The organism is Stenotrophomonas sp. YJH_SMC_33, assembly GCF_059372295.1.
In genome coordinates, this window is record NZ_JCAFVJ010000002.1 from 209,553 (window position 1) to 226,530 (window position 16,978).

A 16,978-nucleotide genomic window follows, 5' to 3' on the forward strand; every position below is an offset into this window, starting at 1 on the left:
CAGCTTACTGCCGTGGCGCCGACGCGGCCACTTTGTGCAGCGCATCGAGCAGCGCCTGCGGCCGGTCCACGCTGAGCAGCAGCGTGCTGCCGTCACTGACCGGCAGGGCGAGGACACGCGCACGATCGGTGACCAGAGCGAAGCCCTTGCCGCCCCCGTGCAGGCGGAAGTGGCCGGAATAGAAGCCTGGCACTGAATAGCCATTGGTTTTGACACGGATGCCATAGCGGCGGTCACGCTGCAGGTCGACCACCTCGGCCTGGTCCAGCCGCAGCTGCGCCACCGGGACGCGGCGGCGGTACATCGTCGAGCGCACATCCAGCACGTTGTCGTCCAGTTCCACCCGGCGACGGAAGAATGCTGCGCCCAACCCGATGCCGAGTACCGCGATCACCAGCAGACTCCAGGCGGCACTGCCACCCATCCGGAACCAGGGCGGCGACAGCGCTACTTCGATCCAAGGGGCACTGGCCGGCGCCTTGTACAGCTGTGCGTACACGCACGCCACGAAGGCAGCCAGCAGCGGAAGCACGATCCAGAGCACGCGCAACGGCGAGCTCTCGGCCACTTCAAACGTCTTCGGGTCGCTGCCGCCCATGCGTCAGGCCTCCTTCTTGAACACCAGCATCGCCGGGCGCATCGGCGCCGGGATGATGATGTTGACCAGTTCCCAGCCCAGTTGGCCCTGGCGGCTGAGTTCGGCCTGGATGTCCTCGGCCTTGAGCAGGCCCATCATGGACGTCTTGACCTCGATGGTCTGGTAGCTCCAACGCTTGCTCATTCCTTGTCCTCCGACGATGGCGCGGGTTTCGGCAGGCGTCCCGCCTTGCGCAGGGCGTCGCGCAGCACGTATTCGATCTGCGCGTTGAGGCTGCGCAGTTCGTCATCAGCCCAGCGCTGCGCAGCAGCCAGGACGTCGGCATTGATGCGCAGCGGGTAGGCTTTCTTCTCACTCATGGGGGCTCCTGGCGGGGCGGTGGGGCACCCCGTTGCGAGTGTGGCTCAATACAGCGAGCCGGCATTGACGATCGGCTGGGTGCCGCGGTCCGAGCACAGCACGGTGAGCAGGTTGCTGACCATGTGCGCCTTGCGTTCCTCGTCCAGCTGCACCACGCCGTTCTTCTGCAGTTCGGCCAAGGCCATCTCGACCATGCCCACCGCACCAGCAACAATACGCGTGCGCGCGGCGATCACCGCGTTGGCCTGCTGGCGTTGCAGCATCGCCTGGGCGATTTCGGCGGCGTAGGCCAGGTGGCTGATGCGCGCGTCGATCACCTGTACACCGGCATCGGCCAGGCGCTCGGCCAGCTCGTTCTTCAGGTGCTGGGAGATCTCGCTGGCGTGGCTACGCAGGGCCAGCTGTCCATCCTCGTGCTGGTCGTAGGGATAGCTGGTGGCCATCGCCCGCAGTGCCGATTCGGACTGGATGTGCACGAAGCTCTCGTAGTCGTCCACGTTGTAGACGGCCTCGGAGGCATCGACCACCTGCCAGACAATCACCGCGGCGATCTCGATCGGGCTGCCGTCCAGCTCGTTGACCTTCAGCTTGCCGCTCTCGAAGTTGCGCACGCGCTGGCTGACCCGGCGCTTGGCATAGAAAGGGTTGTTCCAGCGCAGGCCGTTGTCCTTCACCGTGCCCACGTACTTGCCGAACAGGCTCAGCACCGCCGCCTGGTTGGGCTGGATGGTGTACAGGCCGGCCAGCGTGAACACGCCCAGGACTACCAGCAACGCCCCCAGCAGCATCAGCAGCAGGTTGGGCGAGCCGACGCTGGCCTTGGCGGCCACACCCAGTACGAACAGGGCGGCGCCAGCGAGGGCGACGAGCAGGGCGACGGCCAGCGTGCCGAGGCCGTTGAGCGAAGACAGCGACTTCTCTTTCATGGCGGTACGTCCTTGAGGGTTCGAACATAAGATATCAAAGTGATATCACTTCCAGGCTACCGTTCGTCGGATGGCATGGCCAGAGGGCGCGGCCAGCTAGAATGCCCTTCCGCCTTCACATTGCTGCTGGAACCGCCATGGCCAAGCTTGGAACTCCGTTGTCCCCCTCCGCCACCCGCGTGCTGCTGCTGGGCTCGGGCGAACTCGGCAAGGAGGTGGCCATCGAGCTGCAGCGGCTGGGCGTGGAGGTGATCGCCGCCGATCGCTACGCCGATGCGCCGGCCATGCAGGTTGCGCACCGCTCGCACGTGATCGACATGCTCGATGCGATGGCGCTGCGCGCTCTGATCGCCGAGGAGCAGCCGCACCTGGTGGTGCCGGAGATCGAGGCCATCCACACCGAGACCCTGGTCCAGCTGGAACAGGAGCAGGGCCTGCGGGTGATCCCGACCGCGCGTGCTGCACGCCTGACCATGGACCGCGAAGGCATTCGCCGCCTCGCCGCCGAAACCCTGGGCCTGCCGACCTCGCCGTACCGCTTCGTCGATACCGAGGCCGAGTACCGTGCTGCCGTGGCCGCCATCGGCCTGCCGTGCGTGGTCAAGCCGGTCATGTCGTCCTCGGGCAAGGGCCAGAGCACCCTGCGCAGCGAAGCGGACATCGCCCCGGCGTGGGAGTACGCACAGACCGGTGGCCGCGCCGGCGCCGGCCGCTGCATCGTCGAGGGTTTCATCGACTTCGATTACGAGATCACCCTGTTGACCGTGCGCCATGCCGGCGGCACCTCCTTCTGTGCGCCGATCGGCCACCTGCAGAAGGACGGCGACTACCGCGAAAGCTGGCAGCCGCAGCCGATGTCGGACAAGGCGCTGGCGCGTGCCGAAGAGATCTCGCGCGCGATTACCGACGACCTCGGTGGCTGGGGCCTGTTCGGCGTCGAGCTGTTCGTGAAGGGCGACGAAGTATGGTTCAGCGAAGTGTCGCCGCGCCCGCACGACACCGGCCTGGTGACGCTGGTATCGCAGGAACTGAGTGAGTTCGCGCTGCATGCACGCGCCATCCTCGGCCTGCCGATCCCGCTGATCCGCCAGAGCGGCCCGTCGGCATCGTGCGCGCTGTTGGCCCACGGCGAGGGCGTGCCGTACTTCAACAACGTCGCCGCCGCACTGCAGGTGCCTGACACCGCCGTGCGCCTGTTCGGCAAGCCGAGCGTGCACGGTCATCGCCGCGTGGGCGTGACCCTGGCGCGCGCGGAAACCATCGACGAAGCACGCGCCATCGCGCGTGACGCCGCCGACGCCATCGGCGTCGAACTGCGCCCGTAAAGCGAAAAGGGGACGGACGGGATTAAGTCGTTTGTGGCACAAACGGCTTAATCCCGTCCGTCCCCTTTTTCCGGTGGGTACCGACCGTTGGTCGGTACAGATTTTCCGTGCAGTCGACTAACAGTCGACTCTACCGCACGTCCACCCACACCAGGTGGTGGTCGCTGCCGTCGGCGATCTTCGCTTCCGGGCTCTCATTGGCCGGCCAGAAGATGCCGCTGCCCACGTACTCGAAACCGGTCGAGGGCAGCACGTAGTCCAGGCGCATCGTGCCGGACTTCGGACCGAAGTCGCCGGTGGCGTGGAACGGTGCGCCCTTGCGCTCGATGCCCTTGGCCGCATAGGCCAGGCTGGTCTGCTCGCCGCCGACGCTGCGCGGGGTGGGGTAGCGCAGCACGCGGGCGTTCTCGATCAGCTCGACGATTGCTTCATGGCGGCCATCGCCATCGGCCGGGTCATTGTTGAGGTCGCCAAGGATCACGAAGCGCGCGTCCTGGGCCAGGCCGCCGCACTGGCCCTTGTCGTCGCACAGCCACGACTTGTCGCCCTTGGACAGGTATTCCTGCCACAGGCGCAGTTCGTCGTGGTTGCGCGCGGCGTTGCGCTTTTCCGGGCCGTCGAACACCGGCGGGGTCGGGTGCGAGACCAGCGCGTGCACCACGCCGCCCGGGGTCTTCACCGGCACGTCCCAATGCGACTTCGAGGACAGGCGCAGCTGCGACCACACGTGGTCGTTGTAGAAGCTCTTGCCGGTGCGCGGATCGACCGGACGGATCGCGCCGGGCATCGCGCTCCACTTCAGCAGCTGGAAGCTGCGCACCTTGGCTTCGTCGATCGGGTAGCGCGACAGCACCAGCATGCCGTACTGGCCGGGGTGCAGGCCGTAGCCCCACGCGTCATTGCCACGGCTGCGGCCTTCGCCGCCGACCACGCCGTTGTTGTCCAGGTCCAGGCCGCTGGGCACGCCGGTGTTGACCGGTGCCAGATAGCGGTAGGCGAAGTGCAGCGGTTTGCCGCCACCGGGCTGGGCGACCTCCAGGTAGCGCTTCTGGAACAGGTCGGCGGCGCGATGGGCGTCGTCGAAGTCGAATTCGTTCAGCAGCACCAGGTCCGGGCGCACCTGCTGCAGCACTGCGGCGATCTTGCGCGCGTGCTCGCTGTCGCCTTCCAGCTCCTTGATCAGGCCACCGGCGTCATCGGAGTACAGCGAGGTGTTGTAGGTGGCCAGGCGCAGCGCAGCGGACGGCTTTTCGGTCATCGCAGGGGACGTGGCGAAGGCAGGGGCGGTGGCGCCGCAGAGCAGGGCCAAGGCGAGGATCAGGGGATGGCGGCGGGTCATGTTCATGGGCCGTATTGTGCACCCGGCCCGGTGTCAGCGGTTTGTCAGCGCCCGTCCAGATCGTTGTCGAAATCGTGCCAGCGGCGGCCATCGTAGGCTTCCAGCGGACGGAAGCGACGCTTGTAGTCCATCTTCTGGTGGCCGCGGATCCAGTAGCCCAGATACACGTGCGGCAGGCCCTCGCGGCGCGCCCATTCGATCTGCTGCAGGATCGCGAAGGTGCCCAGCCCGCGCGCGGCGTGGTCCGGGTCGAAGAAGGTGTAGACCGCCGACAGGCCGTGCTCGGTGACGTCGGTCACTGCCACCCCCAGCAGCTGGCTGGGCTGGCCGTCGTGGCCGGGCAGGCGCATCTCTATGAAGCGGGTGTGCGACCAGCTGCCGATCAGGAACTGCTCGAACTCGTGCGGGCCATGGTCGTCCATGCCGCCGTTGGCGTGGCGGTGGGTGAGATAACGGTGGTACAGCGCGAACAGGTCGTCACGGGCGGTGGCGGCGGTGATCCGCACCTCCAGGTCGTCATTGCGGGCGGCACAACGGCGCTGGCTGCGGTCCGGGGCGAAGCGGGCCACGGGGATGCGCACTGCCACGCAGGCCTGGCAGTGCGCGCAGTGCGGCCGGTAGACCAGGTCGCCGCTGCGGCGGAAGCCCCAGCTCAGTGCCAGCGGATAGAGGGCGCCGAGGCGGCGGTCGTTCGGGTCCAGCACCAGGTCGCGTGCCACCCGGTCCGACCAGTACCCGCAAGGGTGCTCGCCGGTCTGGAAAAGTCGCAGTTCGTCGTCTCTGTCGCCATGGATCGCCATGGACACAGCATAGCCCCAGCCCGTCGCAGTGGCGGCGACTGTCCGCCGGATGAACGGAACCGGCAGCGGCGTCAACCGATGTCGCGTCCGAGCGTTGTTGTCCTTCGAGGGTGAAGTGATCACCCCGACGCTGTTCCCATCCCCAGGAGTGACCTCATGATCCGTACCCCCCTGCTGCTGGCCCTGCTGCTGGGCACCTCTGCTTCCGGAATCGCGCTGGCCGCCGACACCCCGGCCACGCCGGCACCGCGCCCGGCCAAGCTGGACACCAACGGTGACGGCGTCATCGACCGCAGCGAGGCGGCCGCCAACCCGCACCTGGCTGCGAAATTCGACGAGCTGGACAAGAACAAGGACGGCAAGCTCTCGCGCGACGAACTGCCGCGCTGGCAGCATGGCCGCCGCGGCCATGGCGGTGAGCGCTGGGCCACGCTGGACGTCAACAAGGACGGCCGCCTCAGCCGCGAGGAAGCCAAGGCCGATCCGCGCCTGGCCGCGCGTTTTGACCAGCTTGATCTGAACAAGGATGGCTACCTGGACAAGGCCGACCGCGAGCTGCGCATGAAGCAGCATCGTGATGCCTGGTTTGCCGCCGCCGACACCAACAAGGACGGCCAGCTGAGCAAGGCCGAGTTCGACGCGGCCAAGGGTCCGATGCACGGCGGCCCGCGCCACGGTGGCCCGCGTGATGGCAGCGCGCCGAAGCCGCAGCGCTGAGTTTCAATGCTGTGATTGACGACAACGCCGGCGCATCGCCGGCGTTGTCCGTTACAGCCGGCCGCTCCGCACCAGCGAATACAGCACAAGCGCGATGACCATCAGGTTCATGGCGATGATGCCGGTGCGGCCGTACATGGCCTCGTACTTCCAGTTGGTTCCGGTGAGCCCGCGCTGCAGCGAGTCACGCGCGATCATCGGCGCCATCAGCCGCTGCAGCGGTACCAGGCACTGGTAGTTGACTACGGCCAGGCCCGCGACCTGCACCAGCAGGACGGCCCAGAGCGGCGCCTGCAGCAGCACTGCCATCAGGATCGTCAGGCACCAGAGCATGCAGGTGCCGATGTTGAGATAGAGGAAACGGCGGACGTCGGCGCGCTCGGCCTCGCTGCGGGTGTACGACATCAGGAAGCGTCCACCGAAGTAGCTGCCGACCGTGCCGCCGACCACGCCACCGATGACCGCTCCCCAGCTTTCAGCCGGCATCATGTGCAGTTGCCCCAGTGCGGCGGTCAGCGAGCCCATCGCGGTACCGCCGGCGGCACTGGCGCCACCGAGGCTGAGCTTGCTGCCACCGATGCCGACACCGGTGCCGAGCAGGATTGCGGCACTGGCGGTGCCGGGCGCGGCCACCAGTACCATCGAAACCACCGCCGTAGCGAACGCGGCACTGGGTGCGCTGCTACGCGCGAACTCACCGAAGCGCTGCAGCAGGCCGTCGCGCACCAGCGCGCGGGCGCGCGACAGGCGCTTGCGCACCGCAGCGTCGCTGAGCCCGAGCAGGTCGGCCACCTGTTGCGAGCGCTGGCCCTCGCGGTAGTACAGCAGCAGCACTTCGCGGCTGTCTGCGGGCAGGGCAGAGATGATCTCCTCGGCGGCGATCTCCTCTTCCACCCGCTGCAGGCGGTCGGCAGCACCCGGGGCGGGGTCGGCGGCCATGCCCATCGCCACCTCGGCCGCCTCGCCAGTCAGCGGGCGCCCGCGCTGGGCGCGCAGCCAGTCGCGGGCCAGGTTGCGGGTGATCTGCCGCAGCCACGGCAGGAAGCTGGTCGAACTGCGCAGCTGGTGCAGCTGCTGCCAGCCCTTGACGAAGGCCTCCTGGGCGATGTCCTCGCTGGCTTGGCGGTCGCGGGTGATGGCCAGCGCGATGGCGGTGACCGTGTTCTGGCAGGCCAGCACGATGCGCCCGTAGGCGTGCTGGCAACCGCTTGCGGCGGCGGGCAGTTCGCGTTCCAGGGTCTGGTCGATCGATGCGGCGAACGTCGTCATGGCGGCAGCTCTCCTGCTGGGATTGTGTCCCATGACGGAGCCGCGCGCGAAGTGTGACCGCAGATGCTGATGCATCTTCGGTCCGCGCATTCCACCTCATCCCCGCGCCGTTGGCGCGCCCCCTTGAACAACAAGGGGGGGGGGGCCAATCCTGACGGGTTACGGTAAAGTCGCGGCCCTGCTGACAGGCCGCTGCGCTCGCCGGGCATGGCCCGGCGCTACCGCCTCTTACTTGGAGGGCTGGATGCGGACCCGCACTTCTTCCTCTGCCGGCGCGGCCTGCGGTGCCGGCTGTGCCTGCTGCGGCTGGGCCTGCGGGGCAGGGGCCGGCGCGACCGGTGCCGGGGCACCACGATGGCGCAGGCCGATGACCAACGCCACGCCAGCAATTACCACCAGCAGGGCGATGCGGATGCGCCAGGCCCAGCTGCGGCCGCCGCTGCCCGGTTCCGCCGTGTCGCGGAAGGCGAATTCGGCGGTGGGGTGGTCGCGGCGGGTAGTGTCGAGCAGGCGCGCCTCGCGCAGGATTTCGCGCGCGCGCGGCTGGTCGTCGGCACGCACGATCCATACCGCCGGATAGGCGTTGGCGTTGCCCAGGTCGGTATAGCTGAACTGGCCGCGGCGACGGGTCTTGTAGGAGCGCCCGTTGGTCACCTTGACCTCGATGCCATGCCCGCGCAGGAGCTCGGCCACGCCTTCGACGGTTTCCACGCGCTGGCTGCTGAAGATCTGGCGCATGGGTTTTACTCCTTGGCCGGCACGGCGGCCGCGGCAGCCTGGTCGGGAACCACGCGGATCAGGCCTTCCTGCGCGGTGCTGGCCACCAGCACGCCGTTGCGGGTGAAGAACTGGCCGCGGGCCAGGCCGCGCGAATCCTGCGCGCTGGGGCTGTCCAGCGAATACAGCAGCCAGTCGTCGGCACGGAACGGGCGGTGGAACCAGATCGCGTGGTCGAGCGAGGCCATCTGCACGTGCGGGTGGTAGTAGCTGATGCCGTGCGGGAACGTCGCCGTGCCCAGCAGGTGGAAGTCGGAGGCGTAGGCCAGCAGCGCCTGGTGCAGTTCGGGCGCATCGCCGACCGGTTCGCTCAGGCGCAGCCACACCTGGTGGTAGGGCGGGCGCTTGGGCGGGTTCAGTTCATCGCGCGGGTAGACGTGGCGGAACTCGAACGGGCCGCCACGCGACAGCCAGCGCTGCACCTTGATCGGCAGTCGCTCCAGCACCTCGGCCGGCAGCGGCCGGTTCGGTTCGATGTCTTCCGGCTGCGGCACCTCGGGCATCTTGTGCTGGTGCTCGGCGCCGGTCTCGGCCTGCTGGAAAGAGGCCGCGCAGAAGAAGATCACCTTGCCGTGCTGGATCGCGGTAACCCGTCGCACCGAGAAGCTGCCGCCATCGCGGGTGCGGTCCACGTCGTAGACGATCGGGTGGTCGATGTTGCCGGCGCGCAGGAAATAGGCGTGCAGCGAGTGCACGTGGCGGCCATTGTCGACCGTGGCCTGCGCTGCGGCCAGCGCCTGGCCCAGCACCTGCCCGCCGAACACGTACTTGGTGCCGATGTCGCGGCTCTGCCCGCGGAACAGGTTGTCCTCCAGCCGCTCCAGCGTGAGCAGGTCGATCAGCTCGGAGACGACGGGTTCGGGCATGTCGTTCAAGGGGGCGGCCACAGCAGTGAAGAGGCCCCGATTATACCGGTGCAGGCCGGCTGCCCGATCTTCGGTAGTGCCGGCCGCTGGCCGGCAACCTCATGATCCTCTTGGACTGCCTGTGGCTGCCGGCCAGCGGCCGGCACTACCGTTATTTGCCGAGGCGGGCCACCAGCGCCTGCAGCGCGTTCTGTGCATCCGGGGCGAACCAGGCCTCGACGAAGCGGTCGAGCTGGATCAGGTCCGGGTGCAGCGCCTCGTGCAGGTCGGCGCGGGCGATGGCGCGGGTCAGCAACATCGGCTGGCGCGGCTGCTTGAGCAGGTTCTGCAGCCAGGCCACGGCACGTGCCACCACCAGGTCACCCTCGGCCAGCTCATCGACCAGCCCGATCTGCAGTGCCTGTTCGGCCGGCACCAGCGAACCGGTGGTGAGCAGCACGCCGGCACGGTGCACACCCACCGCACGCCGCAGCAGCCGCTGGATGCCCTCCGGCGCGATCAGGCCGACCTGCACTTCGTTCAGGCCGATGGCATACGGGCGCGACGGATCGGCGCTGCGCGCCATCACCCGGTAGTCGCAGCACAGCGCCAGCACGCAGCCACCGGCCGGCGCGTGGCCGGTGATCGCGGCCACCACCGGGATACGGCTCTCGGCCAGCGTGCGCACCGCGCCGAAGAAGGCGTTCCAGGTGTCCAGCAGCCTTTGCTTGTCATCGCCGTGCGAGAGCAGGTGCGGCACGTCCATGCCTCCGGTGAAGATGCGCTCGCTGCCCGACAGCACGATGCCGTGCGCGTCTTCGGCCATGGCCAGCTCGATGGCGTGGATCAACTGCCGGCACAGGTCGGTGTCCAGTGCATTGACCGGCGGCCGCGCCAGGCGCAGCTCGCGGATGGGGCCGTGGTTGATCACCTCGATGAGCGTCGTCATGCTGCGGTCTCGTTGCGAAGAAGGAACCTGGGCGATGATAACCAAACCATTCGTTGGCGTACTGTGGGTTCTGTGTGCGGCCGCAGCATCGGCTTCAGCGGCCGAACCGGCCTGCGTCACGGTGGAGCAGGGCTGGGCGCGGTTGCCACCGAATCCGGCGATGCCGATGACCGCTGGTTACGGCGTGATCCACAACGGCTGCAGCAAGGCGGTGGCAATCACTGGCGCAGCCAGCAGCAGCTTCGATGATGTGTCACTGCACGAGACCACGATTGTCGATGGCGTCAGCCGGATGCGCGCGATCGAACGCCTGCCGCTGGCGCCGGGCGCGCGTGCCGAGCTCAAGCCCGGCGGCCTGCACCTGATGCTGATGCAGGGCAAGGGCGCGTTGAAGGAAGGCCAGGCGTTGCCGTTGCGGCTGCAGCTGGAAGGCGGCGGCGAAGCGAGTGCGACGTTGACCGTGCGCAAGGCTGCGAAATGAGGCTCGGGTAGTGCCGGCCGCTGGCCGGCAGGACAGGAAATGCCGGCCAGCGGCCGGCACTACCGCAGGGTCTTACGACCAATCGTACGAGAACAGCACCGTGCGGCTCACCGGCTCATACAGCATCACTATCGCGTCGGCGCCGGTGGCGCACCAGTTGTAGCCAGCGACTTCGGCCACGGCGAAGAACTTGTGGCCGCCGTGGCGGATGATCGCCAGTTCGGCATCATCTGGAGCATGCCGGTCGTTGGCGGCGTCGGTGAATTCCAGGGTGAAGGCGGCCGGAATATCGGCTGTTTCGATCCAGTTGCCACAGGAAATCCGTCCACCCAGCGTATCCAGGTAATCGCGCTCGCTGGGCTCGTCCTTGCCATAGCGCGAGTAGCAGGCCAGGCGGCCGTGCGTGGCATGGTAGTCACGCGCCTTGGCATAGCTCTCGCGCATCTGCGCGATGTGTTTCCGCGCGTGCTTGTCATCCACCTGATCGCCGATGAAATAGCCCTCGTTGCCGAGGAAGCGCATCTGGTTGCCGGCGGTCAGCTCGAAGGCGATCCAGTTGGTGCTGGTGAAGTCGTTGTGGTGTTCTTCGGTGGTCTCGCCGATGCAGCCGTCGTACGGCTCGATCGGGCACAGCATCGTTGCCACCTGGCCGGCCAGTTCAGGGCGCAGCACACCGAGGTCGATCTTCAGCAGCGGCAGCAGATGCTGGGCGAGCCACGCCTGGTCAGCGGGGAAGACATCGGTAGGGAAGGGGACCATGCCGGGCAGCAGGTCGCGCAGTTCAGTCTGGTGGATCATCTCAGTCCTTTGAATGGGATCGGTAGTGCCGGCCGCTGGCCGGCATGCGCGAAGCATCTGGAGGTTGCCGGCCAGCGGCCGGCACTACCTTCAGGTGGAAGCGCTGCGGATCGCCTCCGGCAGCGGTGCGCTCCTGCCGGTCTGCGTATCCATCCAGACCACCACCACGTTGCCATCCGAGTACAGCTTCGAGTCGTCCTGCTGGTCGACGATGCGGTGGCCGATGGTCACGCTGCTGTTGCCCAGGCGCTCGACGAACAGCTCGACCAGGATGTCGTTGGGCCACACGATCGGCAGGCGGTAGTTGACGTTGGTCGCGGCCACCACCGGTGCGATGCGGTCGGTCATCGACACGCCTTCCACGCCCAGCATCCAGCGCACGCGCGCTTCCTCCAGGTAGGAAATGTACTTGGCATTGTTGACGTGGCCCATGCTGTCCATGTCACGCCAGCGCACGCTGATCGGGATGCGGGCCAGGATCTTGTGTTCGCTGCTCATCAGGCGTCCTTCTTCTTGCGGGTCGTCGCGGTCTTGCTGGTCTTGCCGGTGCTCCTGGCAGCCACCGCCTTCTTCGCCGGCTTCTCAGGCTTCAGCTTGCGTGGCGGACGGGCGTCGGGCTTGTTGGCCACCGCAGCCGGTTGCTCCGGGCGCGCGCTGGTGGAGGGCAGCATGCGGGCCAGGAACTGGCCGGTGTACGACTGCGGGCAGGCCGCCACATCCTCCGGCGTGCCGGTGACCAGGATGGTGCCACCGCGATGGCCGCCTTCCGGGCCCAGATCCACGATCCAGTCGGCGGTCTTGATCACGTCCAGGTTGTGCTCGATCACCACCACCGTGTTGCCTTCGTCGCGCAGCTTGTGCAGCACGCCCAGCAGCGCTTCGATGTCGTGGAAGTGCAGGCCCGTGGTCGGCTCGTCGAGGATGTACAGGGTGCGGCCGGTATCGCGGCGCGACAGTTCCTTGGACAGCTTCACGCGCTGGGCTTCACCACCGGACAGCGTGGTCGCGCTCTGGCCCAGCTTGATGTAGCTCAGGCCCACGTCCACCAGCGTTTCCAGCTTGCGCGCGATCGACGGCACCGGCTCGAACAGCTTCAGCGCATCCTCGACGGTCATTTCCAGCACGTCGTTGATGTTGAAGCCCTTGTAAAGGATCTCCAGCGTTTCGCGGTTGTAGCGCTTGCCGTGGCAGACATCGCAGGGCACGTACACGTCCGGCAGGAAGTGCATCTCCACCTTGATCAGGCCGTCGCCCTGGCAGGCCTCGCAGCGGCCGCCGCGCACGTTGAAGCTGAAACGGCCCGGCGAATAGCCGCGCGCACGCGCCTCCGGCACCTGTGCGAACAACTCGCGCAGCGGCGTGAACAGGCCGGTGTAGGTGGCCGGGTTCGATCGCGGGGTGCGGCCGATCGGCGACTGGTCGATGTCCACCACCTTGTCGAACAGATCCAGGCCATCAATCTCCCTGTACGGCGCAACCGGGTGCGAGGCACCGTTGATCTCGTTGGCAGCCAGCGAGAACAGGGTATCGTTGATCAGGGTCGACTTGCCCGAGCCGGACACGCCCGTCACGCAGGTCAGCAGGCCCGCCGGAATCGCCAGGTCCACGCCCTTGAGGTTGTTGCCGCTGGCACCGCGCAGGTGCAGCGTCATCTTCGGGTTCGGCGTGTGCCGGCGAGCAGGAATCTCGATCGCGCGCTTGCCGGACAGGTACTGGCCGGTCAGCGAGCGCGGGGCCTCCAGAATGTCCTGCAGGGTGCCCTGGCCGACGATCTCGCCGCCATGCACACCCGCGCCCGGGCCGATGTCCAGCACGTAGTCGGCCAGGCGGATCGCGTCCTCGTCATGCTCGACCACGATCACCGTGTTGCCCAGGTCGCGCAGGCGGGTGAGGGTGCCTAACAGGCGTTCATTGTCGCGCTGGTGCAGGCCGATCGACGGTTCGTCGAGCACGTACATCACGCCCACCAGGCCGGCGCCGATCTGGCTGGCCAGGCGGATGCGCTGCGCCTCGCCACCGGACAGGGTGTCGGCCTTGCGTTCCAGGGTCAGGTAATCCAGGCCCACATCGACCAGGAAGCCGAGGCGCTCACCGATTTCCTTGACGATCTTCGCGGCGATCTCGCCACGCCAGCCCGGCAGGCTCAGCTCGCTGAAGAACTTCAGCGCCTCGTCGATCGGCAGCACCACCAGCTCCGGCAGTGGGCGGTCGGCCACGAACACGTTGCGTGCCGCCTTGTTCAGGCGCGCGCCGTTGCACTCCGGGCACGGGCGTTCGCTGATGTACTTGGACAGCTCCTCGCGTACCGCCGGCGATTCGGTCTCCTTGTAGCGGCGTTCGAGGTTGGGAATGATGCCTTCGAAGCGGTGCTTGCGCTGGGTGCGGCCGCCGGCTTCGGTGAAGTAGGTGAAGGTGATCGTTTCATCGCCGCTGCCGTACAGCACGGCCTGCTGCACCTTGGCTGACAGGGAGTTCCACGCAGCGTCCACGTCGAACCTGTAGTGCTTGGCCAGCGAGGCGATCAGCTGGAAGTAGTAGGCGTTGCGACGGTCCCAGCCGCGCACCGCACCGGCGGCCAGCGACAGCTCCGGATGCACCACCACCCGCGACGGATCGAAGAACTCGGCCATGCCCAGGCCATCGCAGCCGGGGCACGCACCCATCGGTGCATTGAACGAGAACAGGCGCGGTTCCAGCTCCGGCAGCGAGTAGTCGCAGACCGGGCAGGAGTACTTGGAGGAGAACAGCGTGGGCGAAGCATCGGCGCTGTCCAGGCTCTGCACCGAGGCCATGCCATCGCCCAGCTTGAGCGCCGTTTCAAAGCTCTCGGCCAGGCGCTGCTTGATGTCCTCGCGCGGGCGGAAGCGGTCGATCACCGCCTCGATGGTGTGTTTCTGGCGCAGCGCCAGCGGCGGCACCGCATCGATTTCGTGCAGCTCGCCGTCCACGCGCACACGCACGAAGCCCTGCGCGCGCAGCTGGTCGAAGACCTGTGCGTGTTCGCCCTTGCGGTCACGGATGACCGGGGCCAGCAGCATGTAGCGCTGCTCCGGGTCCAGGGTCAGCACCTGGTCGACCATCTGGCTGACCGTCTGCGCCTCCAGTGGGTAGCCGTGGTCCGGGCAGCGCGGGGTGCCCACGCGTGCGTACAGCAGGCGCAGGTAGTCGTAGATCTCGGTGATGGTGCCGACCGTCGAACGCGGGTTGTGCGAGGTCGACTTCTGCTCGATCGAGATGGCCGGGGACAGGCCTTCGATGTGGTCCAGGTCCGGCTTTTCCATCACGCTCAGGAACTGGCGCGCATAGGCCGACAGCGACTCGACGTAGCGGCGCTGGCCTTCTGCATAGATGGTGTCGAACGCCAGCGAGGACTTGCCCGAACCGGACAGGCCGGTGATCACGATCAGCTTGTCGCGGGGCAGGTCGAGGTCGAGGTTCTTCAGGTTGTGCGTCCGCGCGCCGCGGATGCGGATGAAATCCATCGCCATGGGGGATCCGGTTGTGGGGGCGTTGGCTGGGTGCCGGGCCAGCAGGGAACGGCAATCGGTCAGCCTACCGAGGTGACCAGATGGGGGCAATGGGCGACAATGCCACCCCGGCGTCTCACGTTGTGAGACCGGCCGACAGCTTTGTGTAGGGTCGGGCCATGTGCAGCGGCCTGGACCGCGAACCGTTCAGCCGTGCATGGCTCGGCCTGCAGGCCCGGGCCCGTGGGTCGTTCAGGGGTTGACTTGACCCGCGCCCGCTGATCTGCGTACAATCCCGCTCCTGTCCGCCCTCGATGGCGGCAGTTCAGACCACAATAACTACAGAGGAAGGCCTGGTCATGTACGCAGTACTGGTCACCGGCGGTAAGCAATACCGCGTGGCGCAGGGCGAAAAGCTCCGCATTGAAAAGCTCGAAGTCGAAGTCGGCAGCGAGATCAAGTTCGACAACATCCTGATGCTGGGTGACAGCGATGGCGTGAAGCTGGGCGATGCGCTGAAGGGCGCTGCCGTCACCGCCAAGGTCCTGTCCCAGGGTCGTGCTGACAAGGTGCGGATCATCAAGTTCCGTCGCCGCAAGCACCACATGAAGCGTCAGGGTCACCGTCAGTACTACACCGAAATCGAGATCACCGGCATCGCCGGCTAAGTATCAGGAGAAGCAGTCATGGCACATAAAAAGGGCGTAGGCTCCTCGCGCAACGGTCGCGACTCCAACCCGAAGTACCTGGGCGTCAAGATCTTTGGCGGCCAGGCCATCGAAGCCGGCAACATCATCGTGCGTCAGCGCGGCACCCAGTTCCACCCGGGCACCGGCGTTGGCCTGGGCCGTGACCACACCCTGTTCGCCCTCGTGGACGGCAAGGTGGAGTTCTCGGTCAAGGGCGCCAAGAAGCGCCGCACCGTCAGCATCGTCTCGGCCGACGCCTGATCCAGGCATCGCCGGCACCCGTGCCCCGGCATGGGAGTGCTGCATGAAGAGCCCCGCTTCGGCGGGGCTTTTCGTTAGAGTTGAAGCAAGACCGGCTGGGCCGGGTTACCGGCCCGCGGCCGGCATGACATTCAAGGTGGCGGCCAGCAGGCCGCGCCCATCGCAGGCATCGAAACAATGAAACTGGTAGACGAAGCAGAAATCGAAGTGTTCGCCGGCAACGGCGGCAACGGCTGCATTGGCTTCCGTCGCGAGAAGTTCATTCCGCTCGGCGGCCCGGACGGCGGCGACGGCGGTGCGGGCGGCAGCGTTTACATCCGCGCCGACGAAAACCTGAACACCCTGGTCGACTTCCGCCATGAGCGCATCTTCAAGGCGCAGCGTGGCGAGAACGGCATGGGCCGCCAGGCCTACGGCAAGGGCGGCGAAGACCTGACCATCACCGTGCCGGTCGGCACCGTGGTCATCAACGTTGCCACCGATGAAGTCATCGGCGACCTGACCCGGCACGGCGACCGCCTGCTGGTGGCCAAGGGCGGCCGCGGTGGCCTGGGCAACATGCACTTCAAGAGCTCGACCAATCGCTCGCCGCGCCAGGCGCTGCCGGGCGAGCCGGGTGAGGAGCGCACGCTGAAGCTGGAGCTGAAGCTGCTGGCCGACGTCGGCCTGCTGGGCTTCCCCAATGCCGGCAAGAGCACCCTGATCCGTGCCGTTTCGGCTGCAACGCCGAAGGTGGCCGATTACCCGTTCACCACGCTGTACCCGAACCTGGGTGTGGTGAAGGTGGAAAACCACCGCAGCTTCGTGATCGCTGATATTCCGGGCCTGATCGAAGGCGCGGCGGATGGTGCCGGCCTGGGTGCGCAGTTCCTGCGCCACCTGCAGCGCACCCGCCTGCTGCTGCACCTGGTGGACATCTCGCCGATGGAAGGCGGCGTGGAGGGGATTTCGCCGGTGGAGCAGGTGCGTGCGATCGAACGCGAGCTGGAGAAGCACGATCCGGAGCTGCTGAACAAGCCGCGCTGGCTGGTGCTGAACAAGGCTGACCTGATGTTCGAAGACGAGGCGCAGGCCGCGGCCGAGCAGATCGTCGCCGAGCTGGGCTGGAAGGAGCCGTGGTTCCTGATCTCCGCGCTGGGTCGCGAAGGTACCTTCCCGATCATGAGCCGGATCATGGCCTTCTTCGATCGCCAGAAGGAAGAAGAGCAGGAAGCCCGCGACGCGCAGTAATGCCGTTGTGGTTCCATGCGAAAAACCCGGCTTCGGCCGGGTTTTTTATTTGGTAGTGCTGGCCGCGCGGCTCCGCGGATCGCCCGGACCGCAGGCAACAAAAAACCCGGCCGGGGCCGGGCTTTTGCCTGCTGCCCAACCCCGGAG

19 protein-coding genes are annotated in these 16,978 nt (G+C 67.1%); 6 read left to right on the forward strand and 13 right to left on the reverse strand.

The window, feature by feature from the left end; genetic code table 11:
* Window positions 1-4 precede the first annotated feature (4 nt).
* From AC5P9W_RS04815 to AC5P9W_RS04830, 4 genes are read right to left on the reverse strand one after another with little or no spacing between them, the layout of a single operon-like run.
* A complete protein-coding gene (locus AC5P9W_RS04815) occupies window positions 5-598 on the reverse strand; it encodes a PH domain-containing protein (protein WP_019659311.1) in 594 nt (197 codons plus the stop codon).
* A 3-nt stretch (window positions 599-601) separates the two neighbouring features.
* The gene (locus AC5P9W_RS04820) at window positions 602-781 is read right to left on the reverse strand and encodes a DUF4177 domain-containing protein (protein ID WP_019659310.1); all 180 of its coding nucleotides are present in this window, start codon (window positions 779-781) and stop codon (window positions 602-604) included.
* Window positions 778-957 (reverse strand): type II toxin-antitoxin system antitoxin, encoded by a 180-nt coding sequence (locus AC5P9W_RS04825; RefSeq protein WP_019659309.1) that lies wholly within the window; start codon window positions 955-957, stop codon window positions 778-780. The genes AC5P9W_RS04820 and AC5P9W_RS04825 overlap by 4 nt, the downstream gene beginning before the upstream one ends.
* A 45-nt stretch (window positions 958-1,002) precedes the next feature.
* On the reverse strand, window positions 1,003-1,884 hold the full coding sequence (locus AC5P9W_RS04830) for an SPFH domain-containing protein (protein ID WP_021203112.1): 882 nt from the start codon (window positions 1,882-1,884) through the stop codon (window positions 1,003-1,005).
* Window positions 1,885-2,021: 137 nt separating this feature from the next.
* Between AC5P9W_RS04830 and purT the strand changes: the two genes are divergently transcribed.
* Window positions 2,022-3,209: a formate-dependent phosphoribosylglycinamide formyltransferase gene (gene purT / locus AC5P9W_RS04835; protein WP_111101819.1), complete on the forward strand. Its 1,188-nt coding sequence runs from the start codon at window positions 2,022-2,024 to the stop codon at window positions 3,207-3,209.
* Between the two features lie 130 nt (window positions 3,210-3,339).
* Here the strand turns inward: purT and AC5P9W_RS04840 are convergent, their stop codons facing one another.
* Window positions 3,340-4,554 carry an endonuclease/exonuclease/phosphatase family protein gene (locus AC5P9W_RS04840; protein ID WP_111101818.1) on the reverse strand — a complete coding sequence of 405 codons (1,215 nt, stop codon included), beginning with the start codon at window positions 4,552-4,554 and terminating at the stop codon, window positions 3,340-3,342.
* A gap of 38 nt (window positions 4,555-4,592) precedes the next feature.
* Window positions 4,593-5,348 (reverse strand): arginyltransferase, encoded by a 756-nt coding sequence (locus AC5P9W_RS04845; protein ID WP_111101869.1) that lies wholly within the window; start codon window positions 5,346-5,348, stop codon window positions 4,593-4,595.
* A gap of 156 nt (window positions 5,349-5,504) precedes the next feature.
* On the opposite strand from AC5P9W_RS04845, the gene AC5P9W_RS04850 reads away from it, so the two are divergent.
* Window positions 5,505-6,065 carry an EF-hand domain-containing protein gene (locus tag AC5P9W_RS04850; protein ID WP_021203117.1) on the forward strand — a complete coding sequence of 187 codons (561 nt, stop codon included), beginning with the start codon at window positions 5,505-5,507 and terminating at the stop codon, window positions 6,063-6,065.
* Window positions 6,066-6,116: 51 nt separating this feature from the next.
* Here the strand turns inward: AC5P9W_RS04850 and AC5P9W_RS04855 are convergent, their stop codons facing one another.
* The 4 genes from AC5P9W_RS04855 to AC5P9W_RS04870 form a co-directional block, all read right to left on the reverse strand.
* Window positions 6,117-7,334 (reverse strand): RNA polymerase sigma factor, encoded by a 1,218-nt coding sequence (locus AC5P9W_RS04855; RefSeq protein ID WP_019659303.1) that lies wholly within the window; start codon window positions 7,332-7,334, stop codon window positions 6,117-6,119.
* 228 nt (window positions 7,335-7,562) lie between these two features.
* Complete coding sequence (locus AC5P9W_RS04860; protein ID WP_019659302.1) at window positions 7,563-8,072, reverse strand: pathogenicity-like protein; 510 nt, start codon at window positions 8,070-8,072, stop codon at window positions 7,563-7,565.
* Window positions 8,073-8,077: 5 nt separating this feature from the next.
* Window positions 8,078-8,977 carry an acyl-CoA thioesterase II gene (tesB, locus tag AC5P9W_RS04865; RefSeq protein ID WP_032953622.1) on the reverse strand — a complete coding sequence of 300 codons (900 nt, stop codon included), beginning with the start codon at window positions 8,975-8,977 and terminating at the stop codon, window positions 8,078-8,080.
* 151 nt (window positions 8,978-9,128) lie between these two features.
* Window positions 9,129-9,905: an enoyl-CoA hydratase-related protein gene (locus AC5P9W_RS04870; protein ID WP_188250118.1), complete on the reverse strand. Its 777-nt coding sequence runs from the start codon at window positions 9,903-9,905 to the stop codon at window positions 9,129-9,131.
* Between the two features lie 34 nt (window positions 9,906-9,939).
* On the opposite strand from AC5P9W_RS04870, the gene AC5P9W_RS04875 reads away from it, so the two are divergent.
* The gene (locus AC5P9W_RS04875) at window positions 9,940-10,386 is read left to right on the forward strand and encodes a copper chaperone PCu(A)C (protein WP_021203119.1); all 447 of its coding nucleotides are present in this window, start codon (window positions 9,940-9,942) and stop codon (window positions 10,384-10,386) included.
* Window positions 10,387-10,458: 72 nt separating this feature from the next.
* Here the strand turns inward: AC5P9W_RS04875 and AC5P9W_RS04880 are convergent, their stop codons facing one another.
* The 3 genes from AC5P9W_RS04880 to uvrA all read right to left on the reverse strand — a co-directional run bounded on the left by AC5P9W_RS04880 (window position 10,459) and on the right by uvrA (window position 14,672).
* Window positions 10,459-11,184 carry a hypothetical protein gene (locus AC5P9W_RS04880; RefSeq protein WP_021203120.1) on the reverse strand — a complete coding sequence of 242 codons (726 nt, stop codon included), beginning with the start codon at window positions 11,182-11,184 and terminating at the stop codon, window positions 10,459-10,461.
* Window positions 11,185-11,274: 90 nt separating this feature from the next.
* Complete coding sequence (locus tag AC5P9W_RS04885) at window positions 11,275-11,682, reverse strand: acyl-CoA thioesterase (RefSeq protein ID WP_019659297.1); 408 nt, start codon at window positions 11,680-11,682, stop codon at window positions 11,275-11,277.
* Window positions 11,682-14,672, reverse strand: coding sequence for an excinuclease ABC subunit UvrA (uvrA, locus tag AC5P9W_RS04890; RefSeq protein WP_019659296.1), 2,991 nt, complete (start codon window positions 14,670-14,672; stop codon window positions 11,682-11,684). Before uvrA ends, AC5P9W_RS04885 begins: the two co-directional genes overlap by 1 nt.
* Window positions 14,673-15,010: 338 nt before the next feature.
* Between uvrA and rplU the strand changes: the two genes are divergently transcribed.
* The 3 genes from rplU (at window position 15,011) to cgtA (ending at window position 16,831) form a co-directional block, all read left to right on the forward strand.
* On the forward strand, window positions 15,011-15,319 hold the full coding sequence (rplU, locus tag AC5P9W_RS04895; RefSeq protein ID WP_005408557.1) for a 50S ribosomal protein L21: 309 nt from the start codon (window positions 15,011-15,013) through the stop codon (window positions 15,317-15,319).
* Window positions 15,320-15,337: 18 nt separating this feature from the next.
* Entirely contained in the window at window positions 15,338-15,601 is a 264-nt protein-coding gene (rpmA, locus tag AC5P9W_RS04900; RefSeq protein ID WP_005408558.1) for a 50S ribosomal protein L27, read from the forward strand.
* A 177-nt stretch (window positions 15,602-15,778) separates the two neighbouring features.
* The gene (gene cgtA / locus AC5P9W_RS04905; RefSeq protein ID WP_288041237.1) at window positions 15,779-16,831 is read left to right on the forward strand and encodes an Obg family GTPase CgtA; all 1,053 of its coding nucleotides are present in this window, start codon (window positions 15,779-15,781) and stop codon (window positions 16,829-16,831) included.
* Window positions 16,832-16,978 lie beyond the last annotated feature (147 nt).